Below are 18,931 nucleotides of genomic sequence, written 5' to 3' on the forward strand. Positions count from 1 at the left end.
TAGTGGCGGGGGGTTTCCTCAGCAAACCAGCGCAGGAATTCGGCCCCGTAGGTGACTTCTCCCAGGGCTTCGGCGTAGGGCTTACCCATTTCTAGGGTCATGAGGGTGGCAAATTCTTGGGCACGTTCAGTAACGAGCTCGAAGGCGCGGCGGAGAATTTCGGCGCGTTCGCGCGGGGAGCTGGCGGCCCAGCCGTTGCCTCGGGTACCGCGTTCAGCGGCGCAAGCGGCGTCGAGGGCGGCGAGCGCGTCGGCTTCGGTCGCTGATGCTAGGGTGGCGAGGTGTTGGCCGGTGGCGGGGTTTTCAACATCGAAGGTTCCGCCGTCGGAGGCCTCACGCCATTGCCCACCGATAAGTAGGCCGGTGGGGACCTTTGCCAAAAGTTCCTGTGTATCCAGGGTCATGAGGGTTTTCACCTTTCAGTGACTGTGTGTCTAATGTCTCGCGGCTGTCCTATCCATCTTACGCCCTCCCCTGCTAGGCAGGTAGCCTGCCTCACATGCCGACGGGCGGGTCATGTTTCGTTATTAAAGTTTGTGGGGTGAACGGCAAAAAGTAATCTCCCCTAGCCACCGGTCATTCGGGTCATAGCCCCCTGGAAACGTGCAAAAATAGTGACCATGAGTTTTGATTCGCACTCCGAGCTCCCCTCGCACCTTTTAGCTCTTGCTCAGATGACCCAGTGGTACACGGATGCACACCAGCTACCTCTTGAGCTTCGCCTGAGAGTGCACGAGGGCGCTGTCGATACCGTCCGCACCTCTGTGACCGGGGGCGCTGATAGGCCGGTTCCAACCGACTACGCCCAAGCGGTTACAGTTGCCGCCCTTGATATAGCCCGGTCTGAAGATTTTTCAGGCTCCTTCACCGTCCGCATCAATAGCAGCCCTGGCGGGCAGGTGATCGTCAAGCAGGTACCCCTTGCTACCGCTGATTCCCAGCCGGCACCGGCCGCTCAGCCTCAGCAGATTATCACCGCTGATGGCCTGCAATTACGCGCGGCTTTGATGGACCGTGGGCATACTTCGGGCTATTCTCCCCAAGAGATTGCCAACGAAGAAAGAGAACGCGGTTTTTCTTTTTCTCCCGAACTCAAGTTCTACAGGGCTTTGGTGCGTGAAGGTGTGGTTGCACAGGCGCAGGGGCGCGATGTGCTGGCCTCTAGTCCACAGGCTGACTTCGGGGCTTCAAGCCTCGACAGTGCCCCCTGGAAGGCCCCGGCCACCCACGATGGTACCGTGCAGGCTGTATTGAACCACCGCCTGTGGATCGAGATAGCCCACAGCGATAGCCACCTGTACGCCATCGACCTGGCTCCAGGTTCTGCCGGTGTTATCGGTCAGATTATTGCGCGCCCTATTGGCGAAGCCTCCGTCCCTGTGCAGGTTGCAAGTTCACTGGCCCAGTTTGTGGTAGGTGAGGTTGGAGGCGACCAAGGAGCCCAAACTCCCCAGGGCACTTCTCAGAACGAAAGCCCGTTTGGGCAAACCATTGCCTGGGTTGGCACCGTAGACCCTATCGCCTTCCCCTCGCTCTTAGGCTGGGCAGGGTTTCCGGCTGAGTCCCGCTACCGGCAGGCACTCCAAGAGCTGGCTGACCCGGCTCCTGCTGAGGGTGAAACCGACGCTGAAACCGTCGAGCAGAGAACAGCAGGGCAGGCGGAGACTTCTGGGCCGCTAGAAGATGCTACTCCTGGAGAGGCCAAGGTCGCAGAAGATGCCAGCGCTCTCTTCTCTAGTCAAGCCCCCACCGAGGCATCCTCTCCCGTAGCAGATACTGAAGCTACCGCCGGGTCCGCTACCGATTCAGGTAAGCAGGCAGGTGCAACCAGCAAAGCCGACGAGCCTGAGTACTCTACCAATGTTGAGGGGACCGAGGCTGATAGCCTTAAGGCACCCAGCGCCGAGTGGCAAGAAGAACAAGCCAACGGCGCCCAACCCGACAATGAGCCGGAGCGGGCAGAAACCGTTCAGTCTGAGGCTTCGGAGGTCAGCGCCGACAACACTAACCCCGGCAAGACCTACGCACCGATTTCGCCGGAGCAGAAGAATATCGCCACCGCTATTGGCACCCTGGCCTTTGGCACCAAGGAACAGCGCGAGGAATACCGTGCGGCAGACACCAGCCCCATGCCCACCCATGATAGGCGCGGTAAGAAACTGTCACTCACCTCAGCCTCCCCGGGTGAGGTAACAGCCCAGCGTGAGGATAAGCAGCCCGAAGGTAACCTGCGTTCCGCCCTGCGCAAATTCTTTACCGGCAGCTAGGTAACTAGAGGCGCGGGGGCACTATCTGGGCGTAGGCTAGGGTCTAACTTCTTCTCATATCTGCTGGGAGAAGAGCTAGCACCCTTGCACACCCCGTCAAAGGAGTACCCGTGGCCCGTATCGCCAAGGACACCATCGGCACCACCGCTCTAGAAGTTTTCATTCCAGCGCCCGGCCAAAACCCTGACGACCCGGGCGATAACGCCCGGCAGGATTTTTTGCGCCAGGCGCAGGAGCTCCTGGATGCCGGTCTTGATATCGCCGTCTACTCCACGGACTCTTACCCCTCCGCTTTTAGGGACTGTGAGCCGGTAGCGGATCAGATTGCTATGGCTGGGGAAGCGGTCCTACCCATCCTGCTGGTGGAGGGCCTAGTCAAGGTGTCTTACATGTACCCCACTGCTGAGCAGATGCGCCGTTTCTCGCACTTTTCTGAGGTCAAACAACCCAAGGTGAACGCAGCAGCTGCGGCCTGCGGGACCGGCGGTGCCCAAGCTCCGGCAAGCACACCTACCCTTGAGCCAGCTGGCTTTGCGGCCGTCCTTGCGGGGGTCACCCAAAAACCAACGGGTGGCCTCGACATCGGCGGGCGCCGCAACCTCATGGGCGGCGATTTCGGGCAGGGCCTGCCCGATGACGGTGACCCCCTGGTGGAGTCGCAGTCCACCTGCGGATGCGGCGGATGCGGGTGCGGCAGCTGACCGGCCGTTGGGTGCTGGGCACTAGAATAGTGCTGATTTTATTTTCTAAGGAGTGGCGATGATTGGTGCGCGGGTAGAGCACAAGGACGAGTTCTTTATTGCGGGGTTCCGCCAGACCGTCAAGCAGGGGGCTGGAATCGGTGAACTCTGGAAGAAGCTGACCGACCACGCCCAGAAGCGCGGTGTTACCATGCCAGAGGTTCATTCCATGGGTGTCATTGTGGGCATGAATGGCGCAGGCGAGTTCGACTACATGGCGGGAATTCTGGTGGAGAACCTAGAGACCGCTCAAACTCTAGGGCTTAATGCCCTTAAGGTGGATGGCGGCGATTTTGCTGTGACCACTGTTCAGGGTGCTGTGCCTATGAGTACTATGGCAGGTGTGGATCACCTCATGGGGACTTTCTTGCCCCAAGCTGGTTTTAAGGCCAACGGCCCAGTCTTTGAAGCCTACGGACCGGGTGACCCCTCGTCTCAAGACTTTCAGATGCAGGTGTGGGTTCCGGTAAAACCAGCCTGAACCAGCTCTGAGCTGGGGGTGCGGAGCACTCGAAACAGCAACTATATTTATAACCCCTGGACCGCTCAAGCTAGCGGGTGCGAAAAGGTAAGGGAAATATGTCTCAAAAATTAAAAGCACTGGTCAGCGTACTTGGGGTAGTCATCCTGATTTCTGCTCTGGTAGCTAGCGGCGGTAGCTACCGGGGTGAGACCTTAGCGGGTGGGTTCCCGCTCTTTGCGAGCGCTGTGGTGCTGTCCTACCTGATTCAGTGGCTCTTTTTCATCCCCGCCTACGCCCTGAAGACCGAGAAGTTCTATGATGCTGCCGGTGGTGTGGGCTTTGTGGGAGGAACCCTCTTTGTGATGCTTGCTGCCTCCTCTCTGAGCCCTCTTGCCTGGCTGCTGGGGGCCATGGTTATTCTCTGGTCGCTCCGCCTGTCCCTCTTCCTCCTGGTTCGGGTCATGCGCAGCGGGGGTGACGGCCGCTTTGACGACATTAAAACCGACCCCGTACGCTTTTTTATCGCCTGGACTTTGCAGGGGCTGTGGGTTGCGGTAACAGCGAGTGCAGCCTGGGCGGTCATTACCTCAGGCCGCCATGCTGAGCTGGGCTGGGTAAGCTATCTGGGTGTACTGGTGTGGCTGGTAGGTATGGCTCTTGAGATAACCGCCGATGTCCAGAAGAGCCGCTTTAAGGCTGACCCCGCCCACCGTGGTGACTTTATCCAAAGTGGGGTCTGGTCGGTGTCGCGTCACCCTAACTATCTGGGCGAGATTCTGGTTTGGGTGGGTGTTTTGGTGACCGCTGCTCCCCTGCTGGTGGGCTGGCAGTGGGTAACTATCTTGTCGCCTGTTGTGGTGGTTCTTCTTCTTACTAAGGTCAGTGGTATCCCCAAGCTGGAGGCTCGTGCCGATGAACGCTGGGGCGGCCAGGAGGCCTATGAGGAGTACAAGCGGAACACCCCTGTGCTGATTCCGGGCCTTAAGGGTAAGAACTAGTGAGAAAGCGGACATCGGTCTCATCAGCTTTGATGGTTGATCCTGAGCAGAAGTACCGTAACCTCAGTGACGTTTTAGAGGAACGGCTTTCACAGAACCCTGAGCACATTGCTTTTGATCTGCCGGTGCGAGGGTCTACAGGTGCCATTGAGCGCTGGAAGCATGTCACAACAGCAGAGTTTCACCGGCAGGTTCGGGCGGTTGCGGCGGGTCTAATAGCCCAGGGCATAGGTTTGGGCGACCGCGTTGCTCTTTTCTCACCCACCGTTTATGAGTGGGCTGTAGCTGACTGCGCCCTGATCTATGCAGGTGCCCAGGTGGTGCCCATCTACGACACGAGCTCACCCCAACAGGTGGGCGATATTCTGGCCGATGCCGGCGTGGTGGCTGCTTTTGCCGGGTCGCAGGGGCATGCCGATACCCTGACTCAGGCAGGGGAAGAACGCGGGCTGGACCTTGCCATCTGGTGCTGGGAAAGCTCGCTTGCTTACCCCTGTCTGGCCGATCTGGAGGAGGCAGGGCGGGGCCTTGAACAGGTGCAGGTGGACCAGCGCCGAGCTCAGCTGAGGCCCGCAGATATCGTTACCCTGGTCTACACCTCGGGGACCAGTGGGGCGCCCAAGGGCGTAAAAATTAGCCACCTGAATATGATGGGGCAGGTTCTCAACGTTGCAGCTGCCTACTCGGAGATTGTTCATGAACAGGGCAGGACGGTTATTTTCCTGCCACTGGCTCATGTTCTGGCGCGAGGCTTACAGCTGGTGTGCCTGGTCAAGGGGATGCGGATCGCCCACCTTTCAAACCCCAAGGAGCTGATTTCGCAGCTACCGCATACCCAGCCCACCTTCTTAGTGGTGGTTCCGCGCGTCTTAGAGAAGGTAGGAGATGCGGTGTCCAAGCAGGCGCAGGCTAAGCACCTGGGCAGGGTGTGGCAGGCCGCCGAGCGAACCGCCTTGGCTGTAGCCCGAGCGCAGGAGCAGGGGGTACGCCCCGGTCGGCCGCTTCTTTTCGCTAGGGCCGCATACGATGCGCTCTTCTTTAGCAGGGTGCGTTCCTTGCTGGGAGGAAAAATTGAATGGATACTCTCAGGCGGTGCTCCCCTAGCTCGTGAGCTATCACTACTTTTTGCGGGCATGAAGGTTCCGGTGGTGGAGGGCTACGGCCTGACCGAGACTACCGCCCCACTGGCTGGTAACAGGCCAGGTGCTATCCGCTCAGGGACGGTAGGTTTACCCCTGCCCGGCGCAGAGATCCGCATTAGCGAGGAAGGGGAGGTCTTAGCGCGGGGCATCGGTGTGATTTCGGGCTACACAGATAGTTCTTGGGATCAGCTGGCTTTTACCGAAGACGGCTACCTGAGAACCGGTGACCTGGGTTCCCTAGACGCGGACGGCTACCTGACCATTCGCGGGCGACTCAAAGATGAAATTACAACAGCCGGCGGCAAGTCCATATCGCCTTTTACCTGGGAGGAGGCGGTTACCGCCAGCCCACTGGTGGAACACGCGATCATGATAGGAGATAAGAGACCCTACCTTGTTGCCCTGATAGTGCCCAGCGAAGATGGCCGGGCACTACCTCAGGCGGCTTGCGCTCAGGCTATCCAGAAGCTGGTTGAAGATGCTAATTCCCTGGTGGCCCGCAGTGAGCAGGTCCGCCGTTTTAAGGTCATTGAGCTAGATGATCAGGACCCGGAGCTTATAACCCCCACGCAGAAGCTCAGGCGCACAGCGCTTTCTAAGCGCTTCGGTCAGGTCATTGATGAGCTCTACGCCGCCTAGCTGAGCCCCTGTCAGAAAGTAGCGGCCCCGGGGGAACATTCCCCGGGGCCGCTGTCTACTAGCTATTTCGCCTTGCAGTGAGGAGATCTTCCGTCTAGCTCACGGCACCGCGCAGGGTACGCAGGGCTACCTGGAGTACCGCCAGGCGGGGGCGGCCGTCGGCGCCGGGGGCAGCCTGCTGAATCTCAGCCAGCATGGTGTCCACACGGCCCATACGAACCGGGTGCTTCTCTACCCAGCGGGCTACGGCAAGATCGCCGTTCTCGGTGCCCGCTACTACGCCCTGCCCGGTTTCCTGGAGCACACGCAGGGCCAGCTTAGCGGCAATCTCGTAGAGGTCATCGCGCAGTGATGAGCGAGCCAGAGTCTCCCACCGGTCTGCACGGGGCAGAGTCGAGATAGTGGTCAGGAGCATATCTACCTGGAAGCGGTCATAGACCGAGTAGTAGACGCGGGCCATTTGCTCGGTGGACAGGTTGTGGTCTTCTGCCGCACGTACCACGTCCATAAGAGCAAATGCCTCAAACTCGCGAATCCAGTTGACCGTGAGCTCTTCGGGTAGATTCCAGGCCTCTGCCTGGTTACGCATAGCGCGCACTCTGGCTCGTGTGTCGTCTGCAAAGTAGTCATTGAGTGAGGGGATGAGTTCGGCAACGGGCTTGAAGCGCTCAATCATGTCAGCAATGGGGGTGCCCACCACCACCGAGCGTTCAGCGGCAAACCAGCGGGCTAGGCGGTCCAACACGCGCTGCCAGTCACGGATAACAGCCAGCCACCCCTCCAAGGGAGTTGAAGCAGGAAGCTCACGATGCAACCGTGCAGAGTTGCCAATGCCAAATGTTTCACGGGAAACATAGAAGGCGCGGGCAATCGCATCAACCCCCACCCCGGTTTCTTCCACAGCCCGGAAGACGTGGGTAATGCCACCCAGGTTCACCATCTCATTGGCGACACGGGTACAAATAATCTGCTGACGCAGCGGGTGCGAAGCCAGATGTTCCCCAAAACGCTCCACCAGGGCAGGCGGGAAGTAGTCGGTCAAAATACGGGCCAGGTAGGGGTCATCGGCCAGGTCAGTCTTCTCCAACTCGGCGGTCAGGTGAATCTTGACGTAGGCCGCCAGCACAGCCAGTTCCGGGCCGTTGAGCATCCCACCGGTCGCCTCGTAGCGGCTGCGAATTTCCTCATCGGTAGGCAGGAACTCGACAGCACGGTTCAGCCCGGCCTTCTCTTCCAGGTCGTGAATCAGTCGGATATAGACCTCAATACCGGGGGCGGTGCCGTGGCGCTCAGCCTGCAAAAGCACGTTCTGTTCCCGGTTGGTCAGCAGAACCTGGGCACCAACATCCTCACGCTGGGCTTCAATGAAAGCCGCGCGTTCCTCAGCGGCAAGCTCACCGGCAGCCACCAGGCGGTCCACCAGAATCTTGATATTAACCTCGCGGTCAGAGGTTTCCACGCCGGCTGAGTTATCGATAGCATCGGTATTGAGCAGGACGCCTGCGCGTGCGGCCTCAATGCGACCTAGCTGAGTGAAGCCCAGGTTGCCGCCCTCGCCCACAATCTTAGCTCGCAGGTCGCGGCCGTCCACGCGGATAGCGTCGTTGGCCTTATCACCCGCGGCCGCGTGGTTCTCACTGGAAGCCTTCACATAGGTACCGATGCCGCCGTTGTAGAGCAGATCAACCGGGGCCTTAAGAATGGCGGAGAGCAGTTCGGGCGGTGAAAGCTGGGTAATATCCTCGCCCAGCCCCAGAACCTCACGCACCTGGGGAGAGATGGGAATGGACTTAGCGCCGCGAGAGTAGACACCGCCGCCCTCAGAAATCAGCTCGGGATTGTAGTCCTGCCAGGACGAGCGGGGCAGGTTGTAGAGGCGAACACGTTCCTCAAAGGAGACGTCAGCCTGCGGTGAGGGGTCCAGGAAGATATCCCGGTGGTCAAAGGCCGCAACCAGGCGGGTGGCGCGTGAGCGCATCAGGCCGTTGCCAAAGACGTCCCCGCTCATATCGCCGATACCTACGGCGGTGAACTCCTGGGTCTGGCAGTCGATACCGAGTTCGGCAAAGTGCCGCTTGACGGATTCCCAGGCGCCGCGTGCGGTGATGCCCATAGCCTTGTGGTCGTAGCCTACCGAACCGCCGGAAGCAAAGGCATCGCCCAGCCAGAAGCCGTATTCGGCGCTAATGGCGTTGGCGGTGTCGGAGAAGGAGGCGGTGCCCTTATCGGCCGCAACGACCAGGTAGTAGTCGTCGCCGTCACGGGCCAGGACGCGGGGGTTGTGTACTACGGTTTCGGTGCCGTCGGCCTCGATAGAGAGGTTGTCGGTGACATCGAGCAGGGAGGCGATGAAGACCTTGTAGGATTCGCGGCCCTCCGTGATCCAGGCGTCGCGGTCAAGTGCGGGGTTGGGGAGCTGCTTGGGGTAGAAGCCGCCCTTAGCACCGGTGGGGATAATGACCGCGTTTTTGACCATCTGCGCCTTGACCAGGCCCAGGACCTCGGTGCGGAAGTCTTCACGGCGGTCGGACCAGCGCAGGCCGCCGCGGGCTACGGGGCCAAAGCGCAGGTGAACGCCCTCAACGCGCGGTGAGTAGACGAAGATTTCGAAGGTGGGCCGGGGTAGGGGCGCAAAGTCAATCTGGCCGGGTGCCACCTTGAAAGCGAGGGCGGGGCGGTCCAGGTAGGCGTTGGTGCGCAGGGTTGCCTTTATGACGGTGGCAAGTGAGCGCATGAAGCGGTCCACATCGAGGGTGGGGATAGCATCCAGGGCGGTGGTAAGTTCGGCCCAGACCTGTTCGCGCTTGGCTTCTCGTTCCTCTGCTGGGCTGTAGCTGGCGTCGGGATCGAAGCTGACCGCGAAGTAGCGGGCAAGCAGGCGGGTGGCCGCAGGGTAACCCAGCAGGGTGTCGGACATGAACTCTGCGGAGTAGACCTGGCCCAGCTGGACCAGGTAGTGGGTGTAGGCACGTAGGATAGCGACCTGTTCCCAGGTGAGTTCTTCAATGAGGATGAGGCGGTCCAGGCTGTCAGATTCGCGCTTGCCCAGCAGGTAGGCGTTGAGGGCATCCTGGTAGAGCCCTGCAACTGCCTGGATATCGACCCCTTGGGGTAGTTCTACGCCGAAGTCGTAGAGGGAGAATACTCGTCCGTCAGCAGGGGTGATTTCGTAGGGTTTTTGGTCAATGACGACCAGGCCCATGTTCTGCATGACCGGCAGTAGCTCGGTCAGGGTGTGCGCCGAGGCCAGGTAGGTCTTGATGCGGGTGCGGCCCTTGCGTTCATCGATGCGGGCGGCGGCGGGCTGTTCCTGACTGAGGGACTCAAAGATGGCCATGTCTTCGACCGCGTTTTCAACCTCGTAGTCGGCGCGGTAGGTCATGGGTACCGCTTCTGACCAGGCGGATGCGGCCAGGCGGCTAGCTTCGGGGTCTTGCTTTTGGCCAAGGACAGCGCCTTCAACGGCGGCGGCGGTTGCTTCACCCCAGGAGCGGGTGGTGGCCTGTAGGCGGCGTTCAATTTCCCGTGCATCCAGGCTGGGAATGACGTTGGGGGTTGCCAGGCGCAGGCGGAAGAAAATACGGGCCAGCGATGAGGTGGAGAGGTAGACCTCAAAGTCTAGGCTCTCTACGTCGATGAACTCATAGAAGACCGCTTCGAGCCGCTGGCGAACCTGGGTGTTGTAGCGGTCGCGGGGCAGGAAGACGGTGGCTGAAACGAACCGGCCAAAGGTATCGGAGCGCAGGAAGAGGCGGGTGGTACGGCGTTCTTCTAGGCCCATAATGCCACGGAAGGTGTCGGTGAGTTCTTCCAGGTCGGCGTGGAGCAGTTCTAGGCGGGGGTAGTCTTCGATAATGCCAGCCAGGGTCTTATCGGAGTGTGAGCCGGGCTGGTAGCCCAGGTGTCGGCGCATAATGGCAATGCGTTCACGCACCAGCGGGGTTTCTACCGCCGGTAGCGAGTAGGCCTGGCGGGAGAACAGGCCCAGAATGACGTATTCGCCCACAATCTTGCCGGACCGGTCAAAGTCGCGTACCCCAATGTAGTCCAGGTATTCGTGGCGGTGCACGGTGGAGCGGGAGTTGGCTTTGGTGATGTAGAGGGGGCGCGGATTCCGGGCGTTTTCTAGGCCCAGGCCGGTGAGGACGATGGGGTCGCCTTCCCCCGTAGTGGCCAGGATGCCTAGGCCGGAGCCTGGGCGGTCCGTCAGGAGCACTTCGCCGGAGTGGCCGGTCAGGTCACGTTCTTTGATGCCCATGAAGAGGAAGTTTCCTCGGGTGAGCCAGCGCAGGAATTCTTGGGCGGCTTCCACCCGGGTCATGGGGTCGGCATCGGAGTTGATGGTGCCGGTGTAGTGTTCGGCCCCGCCGAGGGTGATCCCGGAAAGCTCGTTGAGCTTATCAGCGATATCTAGAACACGGCTAGCCATAGCTTCGTTGTCACGGGCAGCGCGGTGTACGTCGGTCAGGACGGAGCGGATTTCTTCTTCCAACTGCCCGGTGGCGGCATCATCGACGCGGGTGGTCAGTCGGACGGAGATCCAGGATTCGACGGTTGCCCCTGCCCCCATATTGCCGCTGGCAGCGTCTCTGATGATGGGCATGGAGACGGTGTCACCGCTGGCTACAGGCTGTTTGAGGCCGGGGCCGGTGAGGTTGACCAGTTCACCTGCACCGTTACGTTCTACCAGGAAGGTGGGGTGAACCAGGCCTGAGATACCGCCCCAGTGGGCTGCGATCTGGGCGGTGATGGAGGAGACGAGGAAGCTGGTGTCATCGACCACGATGTAGAGGGTGCTGCCGCTGTCGTCGTTCTGGAGGGAGACGATAGCCTGGCCCGGTGCGCGGACGGCAGCTAGGGACCGGTGTGCTTGGGCAAGGTCAGTGAGTTGTTGGTCGGTCAGCCCTTCAAGCTCGTCTGCTGAGCTGTGACGGTAGTAATCGTTGATCCAGTCATTGGTGCCGGACCAGAGGGCTGAGCGTTCGTTCGTGCGCAAGAATTTGCCTTTCGCTGGTGAGGATGTCACTTCTTTGTGATATCGGTGCGCGGGGTGGTGCGCGTCATTTAATCTTAGTCCGCTTGGGGGTGGGAGTGAACCGCAACACTACTACCTCTAGATTTTAGTGAGACCGGTCAGAGGCATAAGGAGCCCGACCCCGGGCGTCTTCACACGGGGGTCACTTTGAGAGCTAGCACTTTCTCAGCCTGCCGTCAGGTAACGGGCCGATTACGGTGCGGGTATCAGTTCTTGTGAGGAAGGAATCTGTAAATCGTAGGGATCCCAGCCCTGTTCACGTAGCTCTCGGTCTGCTTCCTCAACCAAAGTTTGAGAAAAGGACCAATTCAGGTGGTTATCATCCATGTAAACAATGATGTTGCCCACAATGGAGTTGCAATAGTTATCCGGGCATAAACCGTCGGTGACATCGACTCTGTAGGTGTGATCATAACGATCCATGATGTCGATGCTGGGGTCGGTCGCAGCCATCTTGTCTTGCCGGGGAGCGCCACATGAGGCGGGGTTCTGCCGGTTAGATTGTGCACACTCAAACTTATTCTCTGTCCAACGGGGGTTGTCCCGGACGCCTATGACGTTAATCCCCTCAGAGGTGAGCCCAGCAAGTGCTGGCTCCAAGTTGGGTGTAAAAATTTCTTCATTGGATTCTCTGGAGGTGCGGGTAGAAACCAAGGCCACATTATCAGGGTGCAATTCCAGCAACTGCTGGTAGACAATCTGGTTGTAGTCCTGGCATGATCCTGGCTCAGCAGGGTCTGAGGTGAGCGAGAAACGGCAACCCGGGCGGAAGAGCAAGATGAGGTTAGTGTTCGTTGCCCGGGCGATACCCTCCATCAGGGGGTAGACCAGGTGGTGGGCATGGGAGTCTCCGACCACCACGGTCAGAGGAGCATCCAGGTCTCCGTATAGTTTCATGCGGCAGATGCTGGTCTCAACGCCTGAATCGAGATACTCGTTATCAATACCGGGGTAATCCAAACAACTTTCACCAAAGGGGGGGAGCTGGCCGTCTGTAGTCATTGGGATAGCCGGGTCCGTATACCTCTGGTTTACGTTTTTAGCGAGGGCGCCAGGGAATCGCTCACTCCCGGCGTACTGTTCATTTGAGGCCCACTGAACCGATTTCGCCTCAAGCCACTTCTGCCCGCCAAACACCAGGCCTCCCGCTAGTGCCAAGCAAAGAAGAATTAATGAGGCCGGGCGAATCAGACGGGTTACACTTACCCGGACCACACTAGACCAGGGCATCTGGTGCCTATCTGCTACTCCAGCAGGGGAAGTAAAGGGAGTAGCACCTGACTTTTTCTCCCAGGCTCTCAGCGGCCTTTCAACACCCTTATGAAGCAACCAGGCAAGGACCAGGGAGATCAGGATAATGAGAGCACCGTCAAACCAGCCTGCCTGAGGTTTTCGGGCCCAGGAAGTATAAAGAATCAGTAGCGGCCAATGCACCAGGTAGAGGCAGTAGGAGATAGCACCCATTTTTTGAAAGGGCTTAGCGGATAGCAACCTATCTGCTCCAAAAGGTGAGCCGGTCTGCCCGGCCGCAATCACGAAAGCACCGGAGAGCAGGGGCCAGAGAGCTAGGTAGCCGGGAAAGGCCTGCTGAACAGGTAAAAGCCATCCACAAGTGACAAGGCCAATCACGCCAGCCCAACCCATCGGGACTTTAATGAATTGGGGCACGCGCCATGAAAGAAGAACAATAGCCAACAGAGTGCCCGCAGCGAACTCCCACAGGCGGGTCCGAGTATCGAAGTAGGCAAAGCCCTGGTTCGAACCGGTCTCCAAGATAGAGAAAGTCAAAGAGAGAACAAAGATAGGGCCAAAGACAAAGAGGGCTGTCGGTAAGACTTTAAGGCGTAGATAACCGACCAGGAAAGCTACCAGAGCAAAAAGCAGGGGCCAGAGAATAAAAATTTGTCCCTGCATGGAGAGCGACCAGAAGTGCTGGAATGGTGTCTTGAGGGTGGCGTCCTGGGCGTAGTAGTCCACGGCGTTGAAGGCCAGTCGCCAGTTAAGGTAATAGAAGATGGAAGCTTTGGCATCCGCCAGTATGGAGGCCCAGCGTGAGGGAACAATAACAAAGTAGCTTGCCAGTAGGGTGGCAACAATCACCGTTGCGGCAGCCGGGAGCAAGCGCTGAAAGACATGGAGCCAGTAGCTAAGGATTTTTAGGGGCTGACCTTCTTGAATTTTGCGCAGAGAGGAAAGAGACAGCAGGAAGGCAGAGATGAAAAGAAAGACATCCACACCGCCTGAGACTCTGCCAAACCAGACATGGTACATGACAACCAGGAGCACAGCCAAAGAACGCAGGCCCTGCACTTCTGGCCTGAATTTAGGTTGTTCCACCAAGCTACCGAGGGGCTTATGCTGTCTACGCGGTCTCTGATTCATCTCTTAACACTATCTGCTAGGCCAGGCCGTATCGGATATCCCAAGTTTTCTATCAAATCTCAAGCCAATAACTGAGGAATCCTATCACACCCCGCTATTAGCCGTTGCAAAAATAGTATTCACGGACCCCTAAGGCATATTGCATGTCATCCACGACTTGACGATAGGGCTTGCAGGCAGGCAGTAGCCTTGCGGCTCCTGTCCAATGACTACCCGCTCAGTTTCTACCCCGTACCAGGTGCTAATCGCATCAAGGACCCATTCAATCTGGGGCACATCGCTGTAGTTAAGATCAACAGCCTCACTCACCAAGGGAGTATTGAGTGGCTTTAGCTCAACCGGCGAATGGGCGTCTCCAGATGCCAGTTGGTCGGCTACAGATTGAGCGCGTACCTCAAGTTGAGTAGCGCGCATGGTAAGTGCCTGAGAGACAGTTTGAACATACGTCACCGCCGAAATTAATGAAAGGCCCAGAAGAATGCAAGGCAACACCAGCACCACCGATTGTTGTTCCTTCCGAGGTGCTAGGAGTCGAACCAGCGCAAGTACAACCAGGGCACAGCAGCTTGCTAGAGCGAAAGTGGGGTTTGTGAAGGTTCTTAGTGCAATCTCGGGGCTACCTGTTCGAGCAATAAAAATTTGGCCCACAAAATAAATGAGGAATACCAGTACGGTAACCATTAGTAGTTTTCTGAACTTGAGGTTTTCGTGCCACTGGGTTGAAGCAAAACCATAAACAGCTAAAGCTGCGGCCACAACAAGTAGATACCCCCACTCTTGCGAGTGCTCTGTGAAGAGGCGGAAGTTCGCGGGGAGACTCTTAAGAATCTCTCCAATAGAAATATCAGTCCCATAGTACTCACGGCGAGCTGCTGTACCCGGGGAAAAATAAATGAGCGCAAAGGCTACAATTGAGCCCAGCCACAGGGGAAGGCCAAGACGGCGCATGGCGCCCTTACCCGTAAAAACTCCACTCAAGAGTATGACAAACCCGGTAAGACCGGTGCAGACAGTTAGGGGCTCAGTGAACATACCCGCCCACAGCGTCACCAGGAACAACACTAAAATACCCGGTAGCCGCACGTCTTTGAAACTCATCGACAGCGCCAGAGAAAAGGCCAACAGTGTAAAGGTAAGGCCACCCAGATATACGGTGCTTGAGGTAAGCCAGAGGAAGGAATCAAACATACTCGGGGTGAGTATCAAAGCGCCTACGGTGAAGAGGGCAGCTACGCTATAGGAGACAACTAGCGGCGCCACAGTCAGCGCCACTAGACGGCGCACCATATAAGCCACCAAAGAAACGATCATGACCAGCATAAAAACAGGCACAATCTGCAAGGAGGCCTGACCAAAGACTGCGTAGGCAAAGGCAAAGAAGGCGGCCTGCCCCAACCGCCCATTATGGGTCATATAGTGGTGGGTGACATAACTTATAGGATTACCCGCCTGCTCATAGGCATGAAAGTAGCTAAAGTCATCGGCAATGATACTTGCCTGAGTGGCAAAGTAGGTAAAGGTTCCAAACGCCACAAGAGCGGCAGTGGCAAGTATCGTAGCCGCTACCCTTGAAAGCCTACTAGTTACAGCGCGGGTATGAGAGCTATGAGACATGGCTTGGCTTTCTAAAGATAATTAATTTATAGACAAAGAAGTTCCAGCCGGTTGTAATGGCTAGTGCAACCATACGGGAAAGATAGATCCCTAAAAACTCGGCCGTAAAATGCACAAAAACCAAGGTAAAGAGGTAATTAAACCCAAGCAGAACTGCAAACGCAGCGGTTTGGTAGCTCACGGTTTTAGCACGAACGTCCTTATTCTCAAACGCAAAAAATTTCTGCAGTAAGAAAGAGAAAATAACGCCGAGCCAGTAGCTCGCGGTGACCGCGAGACTATCACTTGCAGTGAATACCCGGATCATCACGAAGATGACCGCAAGCTCAAATAGTACGCCGACTCCGCCCACTAGAACGTAACGCACCAAGGTCTGATTTTTACGGATTAAACCGAGCATGGTTTACCTTGCCAGATTGCGTGATGAGGAACGATCAACCACATAGAGAGGCCGCCCTTGAGCCTGCACGTAGATATGTGACATATACACCGCGAGAATCCCCTGAGCTATCAACAAGATACCTACGAGAAAGGCCACCAGGATGCCCACCATAGCTGACCCAGTAATGTCCCACCCCAGCGGGTCACCCATCATAAACTGTTGCACGATAATGGAAATACCGGTGATGAATGCTACCAGGGTAATCATGACCCCTAGATAGCCAAAAATAAAGAGCGGTTTAATGCTCATCGTGGTAAAGCTATTAAGTGCAAGACCTACCAGTTTGCGCATATCATAGGTGGCTTCGCCGGCCAGACGCTCTGGAGCCTCAAACTCAATGTACTCTCGCCTAAAACCTAGCCAATCAATGAGCCCCCGAGTGATGCGTTTACGCTCACCTAGGCGGAGGAACTCATCGACCACACCCCGATCAAGTAGGCGATAGTCAGTAGACCGAGGCACAGTTTGGCTATCAGAAATTGAGTTGAGGATGCGGTAAAAGTAGCGGGAACCTTGGGTTTTAAAGAAGCCGCCAGCATCGTTAGAGCGAACCCCTACAACGACCTGGGCCCCACCCTGCCAGAGCCTTATGAACTCTGGTAGATAGGCAGGCGGGTGCTGTCCGTCTGCGTCCATCATCACCACAGCCTGACCGGTAGCTGCTTCAATACCAGCAGTTGTGGCAATTTCTTTACCAAAATTACGCGAGAGGTTAACGACCCTTATGTTCTCTTTTTCGTCTGCGAGAGCGTGGAGTTCAGCTAATGTACTGTCAGAGCTACCATCATTCACGTAAACCACTTCATAGGGGACCTGCCCCAATCGGCTCAGCTCCTCGCGCATCTCGTCAAGCGCCGGTATCAGTAGCATCTCATGGAATGTTCTGATACCTTCGCTTTCGTTGTAAGCAGGAACCACTACCGACAGGACGGCTGCACCTTGGTCAGGCTTGGGGGAGGAAGGATTGGTCACAGAACCATGATACGGCACCGGGCGACAGCCTCACCACCACTAGACTAGAGGGACTAAAGGCTATGAGGAATCAAACTGGAGGGCTCGTGAAGCAGGATTTATCCAAGCAACCTGTCATCAGCAAGGGGCAGTCTCTTTTTATCACCGGCTCATCAGTTATTAGCGCCGTCTCCACTTTTATTGTCACCTGGCTTGCAACCCGCTCCCTGGGACCTCAGGAGGGCAAGGACTTCCTCGTTTTCTGGTCCCTTACCTCCCTTGTCTTTGCAACACTTCTGGGTGTCCAACAGGAATCAGCCAGGCTCCTGGGGCTTGCCCAGCAAGACCGGGCTGGGACAGGTCTCAAAAACCAGCACTCCAGTAGCTCACCAACCTATAACCCCCTTCTAGCTGCAGTGCTCGTTGGTGTCACCTGCTCCCTGGTTTTCCTCGCCCTCACTCCCGTATGGTTAGGGACGGTGCTTCCGGCTAAGGACCTTCGATCAGCCCTCCTGATCGCCTTGACCACCACCGTTTACGCCTGCCACGTTTACTTTATCGGTGCAGCCGCTGGGATCCGAGCCTGGACCGAATATGCTCTTCTGATCGCTACCGGCGGTATCTTCTGTTTGCTGTGTACCTACCTTGCATCGGTGACCGGAGCAGGTCCGCTAGGCTTCCAGCTGTCCTTTTTAGCTACCGCTTTTTTGTGGATCTTCTTTATCCTTTTCTCACCGCAGATTCGCTCCACACTCACGATTCGCCTGAGCGGTAACCTAAGGACTACCTATATCAGCATGATGCTGGCGGTGGGAACGGCTCTGGCTATGGCCGCCATGTCTACGGGCTTCCCCGTATTTCTTGAAGCCACCAGTTCCACCAGCTCAGCAAAAGAAGCTACCCTGATGGCGGCAATCATTCTGGGTATATCCATCACTAGAGCCCCCATTATGCTCCCTCTTCAGGCTTTTCAGGGTGTGGCGGTCTCCTACTTCATCACCCAAAGTCAAAGCCCCGCAAGGATTTTAGCTAAACCCCTAGCGGGCTTAGTCGGCCTGGGAGTGGTGGGTGCCTTAGCGGCCTGGCTCATCGGCCCCTTGCTCTTCGATCTGATTTATACACAGTACGCTGGGCAACTGACTGGCCCCTTCTTGGCCGCCTTAACCTTCGCAGCAGCCCTGTTAGCTCTTACTACCCTCTCAGGGACGGCGGCCCTGGCTATGGGGGCACACCGTATTTACCTGCTCGGGTGGGTCGCCACCCTTCTCACCGCTTTGGTCTGCCTCATCTTCCCTTTGGGGCTAGAGGCCAGAACCTTGCTTGCCCTCATATCTAGCCCGCTGGTAGGTGCAGCGGTGCATCTTGCTGGAATGCAGGCCCTCTTCCGTTCTAGGCAGTAGACCTTACCTACAAAAATTTAAAGTACTCGTGCAAAGGTCGGATAAGGCCAGCTACCCGGATAAACTGAACAGCTCGCCAGATAAAGTGCTGGGGCAGAGCAAGGAACTGTGGAACACCCAGCACCTTAGCCAGCTGACGGCGTCCCTGAGCCACTACCTTGATATGTCTACCCCGGGAACCTGCACCCTTACTGATATTTTCCGAGTGCACACGGTAGCTGATACCAGGCCCAGGCAGAGTGGCTACAGCGCCTAATCTGGCTAGCCGCAAGAAGAGATCATAGTCCTCGAACTGTTCCAGGTCCTGACGGTATCCGCCGACCTCCTTGTAGGCCTGGGCGCGCATAACGATAGAAGAGTGAGGTATGGGGTTCAGCAGAAGCATACTTCGGCGCACATCATCACCGAGAGGGATTTTAAAATGGCCGGTAACCTGACCGGTACCGTCGATTAGGCGTCCACCGGTACCCACAAGAACACACTGAGGATGGGTAGCCAGATAGTCCAGTTGGGTGCGGAATTTGGTTGAATCCACCAGATCATCGCCATCCACGTTAGCGATGAAATCCGCCCGAGCATTTTCACAACCAACTCTCATAGCGTTTGAAACACCGATGTAGCGGTCGTACCTAAGCACAGTCAGTCGTGGGTCCTGAAGCCAGCTGTAGGCTCTTTCCTGAGACTCAAGGGCTTCGCCCTTTAATGGGACATCTGGGCTATTGAGGACCAAAATAATTTCAAGGTTAAGGCCCTGACTGTTGAGGGTAGACTCAACTGTTTTGCATAGCCAGTCATTAATATCGCCGCCTCGAATCACTACGGAAAGTTCAGGCACGGGTTTCATAGGCAACCACTCCT

General features: G+C 57.1%; 13 protein-coding genes. 6 read left to right on the forward strand and 7 right to left on the reverse strand.

Translation table 11 applies throughout. From position 1 onward, the window contains the following. Nucleotides 1-404 (reverse strand): aldehyde dehydrogenase family protein (locus ACN08V_RS07865; RefSeq protein WP_419105164.1); only part of this gene is annotated, 404 nt, incomplete at its 3' end. Nucleotides 405-620: 216 nt separating this feature from the next. Here ACN08V_RS07865 and ACN08V_RS07870 point away from each other — a divergent pair. The 5 genes from ACN08V_RS07870 to ACN08V_RS07890 all read left to right on the forward strand — a co-directional run bounded on the left by ACN08V_RS07870 (nucleotide 621) and on the right by ACN08V_RS07890 (nucleotide 6,249). Beyond that, a complete protein-coding gene (locus ACN08V_RS07870) occupies nucleotides 621-2,267 on the forward strand; it encodes a hypothetical protein (protein WP_419105165.1) in 1,647 nt (548 codons plus the stop codon). Nucleotides 2,268-2,377: 110 nt separating this feature from the next. Next, nucleotides 2,378-2,968, forward strand: coding sequence for an arsenic metallochaperone ArsD family protein (locus tag ACN08V_RS07875; protein WP_419105166.1), 591 nt, complete (start codon nucleotides 2,378-2,380; stop codon nucleotides 2,966-2,968). A gap of 58 nt (nucleotides 2,969-3,026) precedes the next feature. Continuing rightward, on the forward strand, nucleotides 3,027-3,488 hold the full coding sequence (locus ACN08V_RS07880; RefSeq protein ID WP_419105167.1) for a GyrI-like domain-containing protein: 462 nt from the start codon (nucleotides 3,027-3,029) through the stop codon (nucleotides 3,486-3,488). Between the two features lie 98 nt (nucleotides 3,489-3,586). Continuing rightward, a complete protein-coding gene (locus tag ACN08V_RS07885) occupies nucleotides 3,587-4,468 on the forward strand; it encodes a DUF1295 domain-containing protein (RefSeq protein WP_419098836.1) in 882 nt (293 codons plus the stop codon). Next, nucleotides 4,468-6,249: an AMP-dependent synthetase/ligase gene (locus ACN08V_RS07890; RefSeq protein WP_419105168.1), complete on the forward strand. Its 1,782-nt coding sequence runs from the start codon at nucleotides 4,468-4,470 to the stop codon at nucleotides 6,247-6,249. The genes ACN08V_RS07885 and ACN08V_RS07890 overlap by 1 nt, the downstream gene beginning before the upstream one ends. A 94-nt stretch (nucleotides 6,250-6,343) precedes the next feature. Here the strand turns inward: ACN08V_RS07890 and ACN08V_RS07895 are convergent, their stop codons facing one another. The 5 genes from ACN08V_RS07895 to ACN08V_RS07915 form a co-directional block, all read right to left on the reverse strand. Continuing rightward, complete coding sequence (locus ACN08V_RS07895; protein WP_419105169.1) at nucleotides 6,344-11,245, reverse strand: NAD-glutamate dehydrogenase; 4,902 nt, start codon at nucleotides 11,243-11,245, stop codon at nucleotides 6,344-6,346. Between the two features lie 231 nt (nucleotides 11,246-11,476). Further along, nucleotides 11,477-13,621 carry an acyltransferase family protein gene (locus ACN08V_RS07900; protein ID WP_419105170.1) on the reverse strand — a complete coding sequence of 715 codons (2,145 nt, stop codon included), beginning with the start codon at nucleotides 13,619-13,621 and terminating at the stop codon, nucleotides 11,477-11,479. Between the two features lie 174 nt (nucleotides 13,622-13,795). After that, entirely contained in the window at nucleotides 13,796-15,280 is a 1,485-nt protein-coding gene (locus ACN08V_RS07905; RefSeq protein ID WP_419105171.1) for a hypothetical protein, read from the reverse strand. Next, nucleotides 15,270-15,680, reverse strand: coding sequence for a GtrA family protein (locus ACN08V_RS07910; RefSeq protein WP_419098831.1), 411 nt, complete (start codon nucleotides 15,678-15,680; stop codon nucleotides 15,270-15,272). Before ACN08V_RS07910 ends, ACN08V_RS07905 begins: the two co-directional genes overlap by 11 nt. A 3-nt stretch (nucleotides 15,681-15,683) precedes the next feature. Further along, nucleotides 15,684-16,694: a glycosyltransferase family 2 protein gene (locus ACN08V_RS07915; protein WP_419098830.1), complete on the reverse strand. Its 1,011-nt coding sequence runs from the start codon at nucleotides 16,692-16,694 to the stop codon at nucleotides 15,684-15,686. 86 nt (nucleotides 16,695-16,780) lie between these two features. On the opposite strand from ACN08V_RS07915, the gene ACN08V_RS07920 reads away from it, so the two are divergent. Then, complete coding sequence (locus ACN08V_RS07920) at nucleotides 16,781-18,073, forward strand: hypothetical protein (RefSeq protein ID WP_419105172.1); 1,293 nt, start codon at nucleotides 16,781-16,783, stop codon at nucleotides 18,071-18,073. Between the two features lie 7 nt (nucleotides 18,074-18,080). Here the strand turns inward: ACN08V_RS07920 and ACN08V_RS07925 are convergent, their stop codons facing one another. After that, nucleotides 18,081-18,917 carry a glycosyltransferase gene (locus tag ACN08V_RS07925; RefSeq protein WP_419105173.1) on the reverse strand — a complete coding sequence of 279 codons (837 nt, stop codon included), beginning with the start codon at nucleotides 18,915-18,917 and terminating at the stop codon, nucleotides 18,081-18,083. Between the last annotated feature and the right edge of the window lie 14 nt (nucleotides 18,918-18,931).

The organism is Rothia sp. P5766, assembly GCF_048513555.1.
GTDB lineage: Bacteria > Actinomycetota > Actinomycetes > Actinomycetales > Micrococcaceae > Rothia.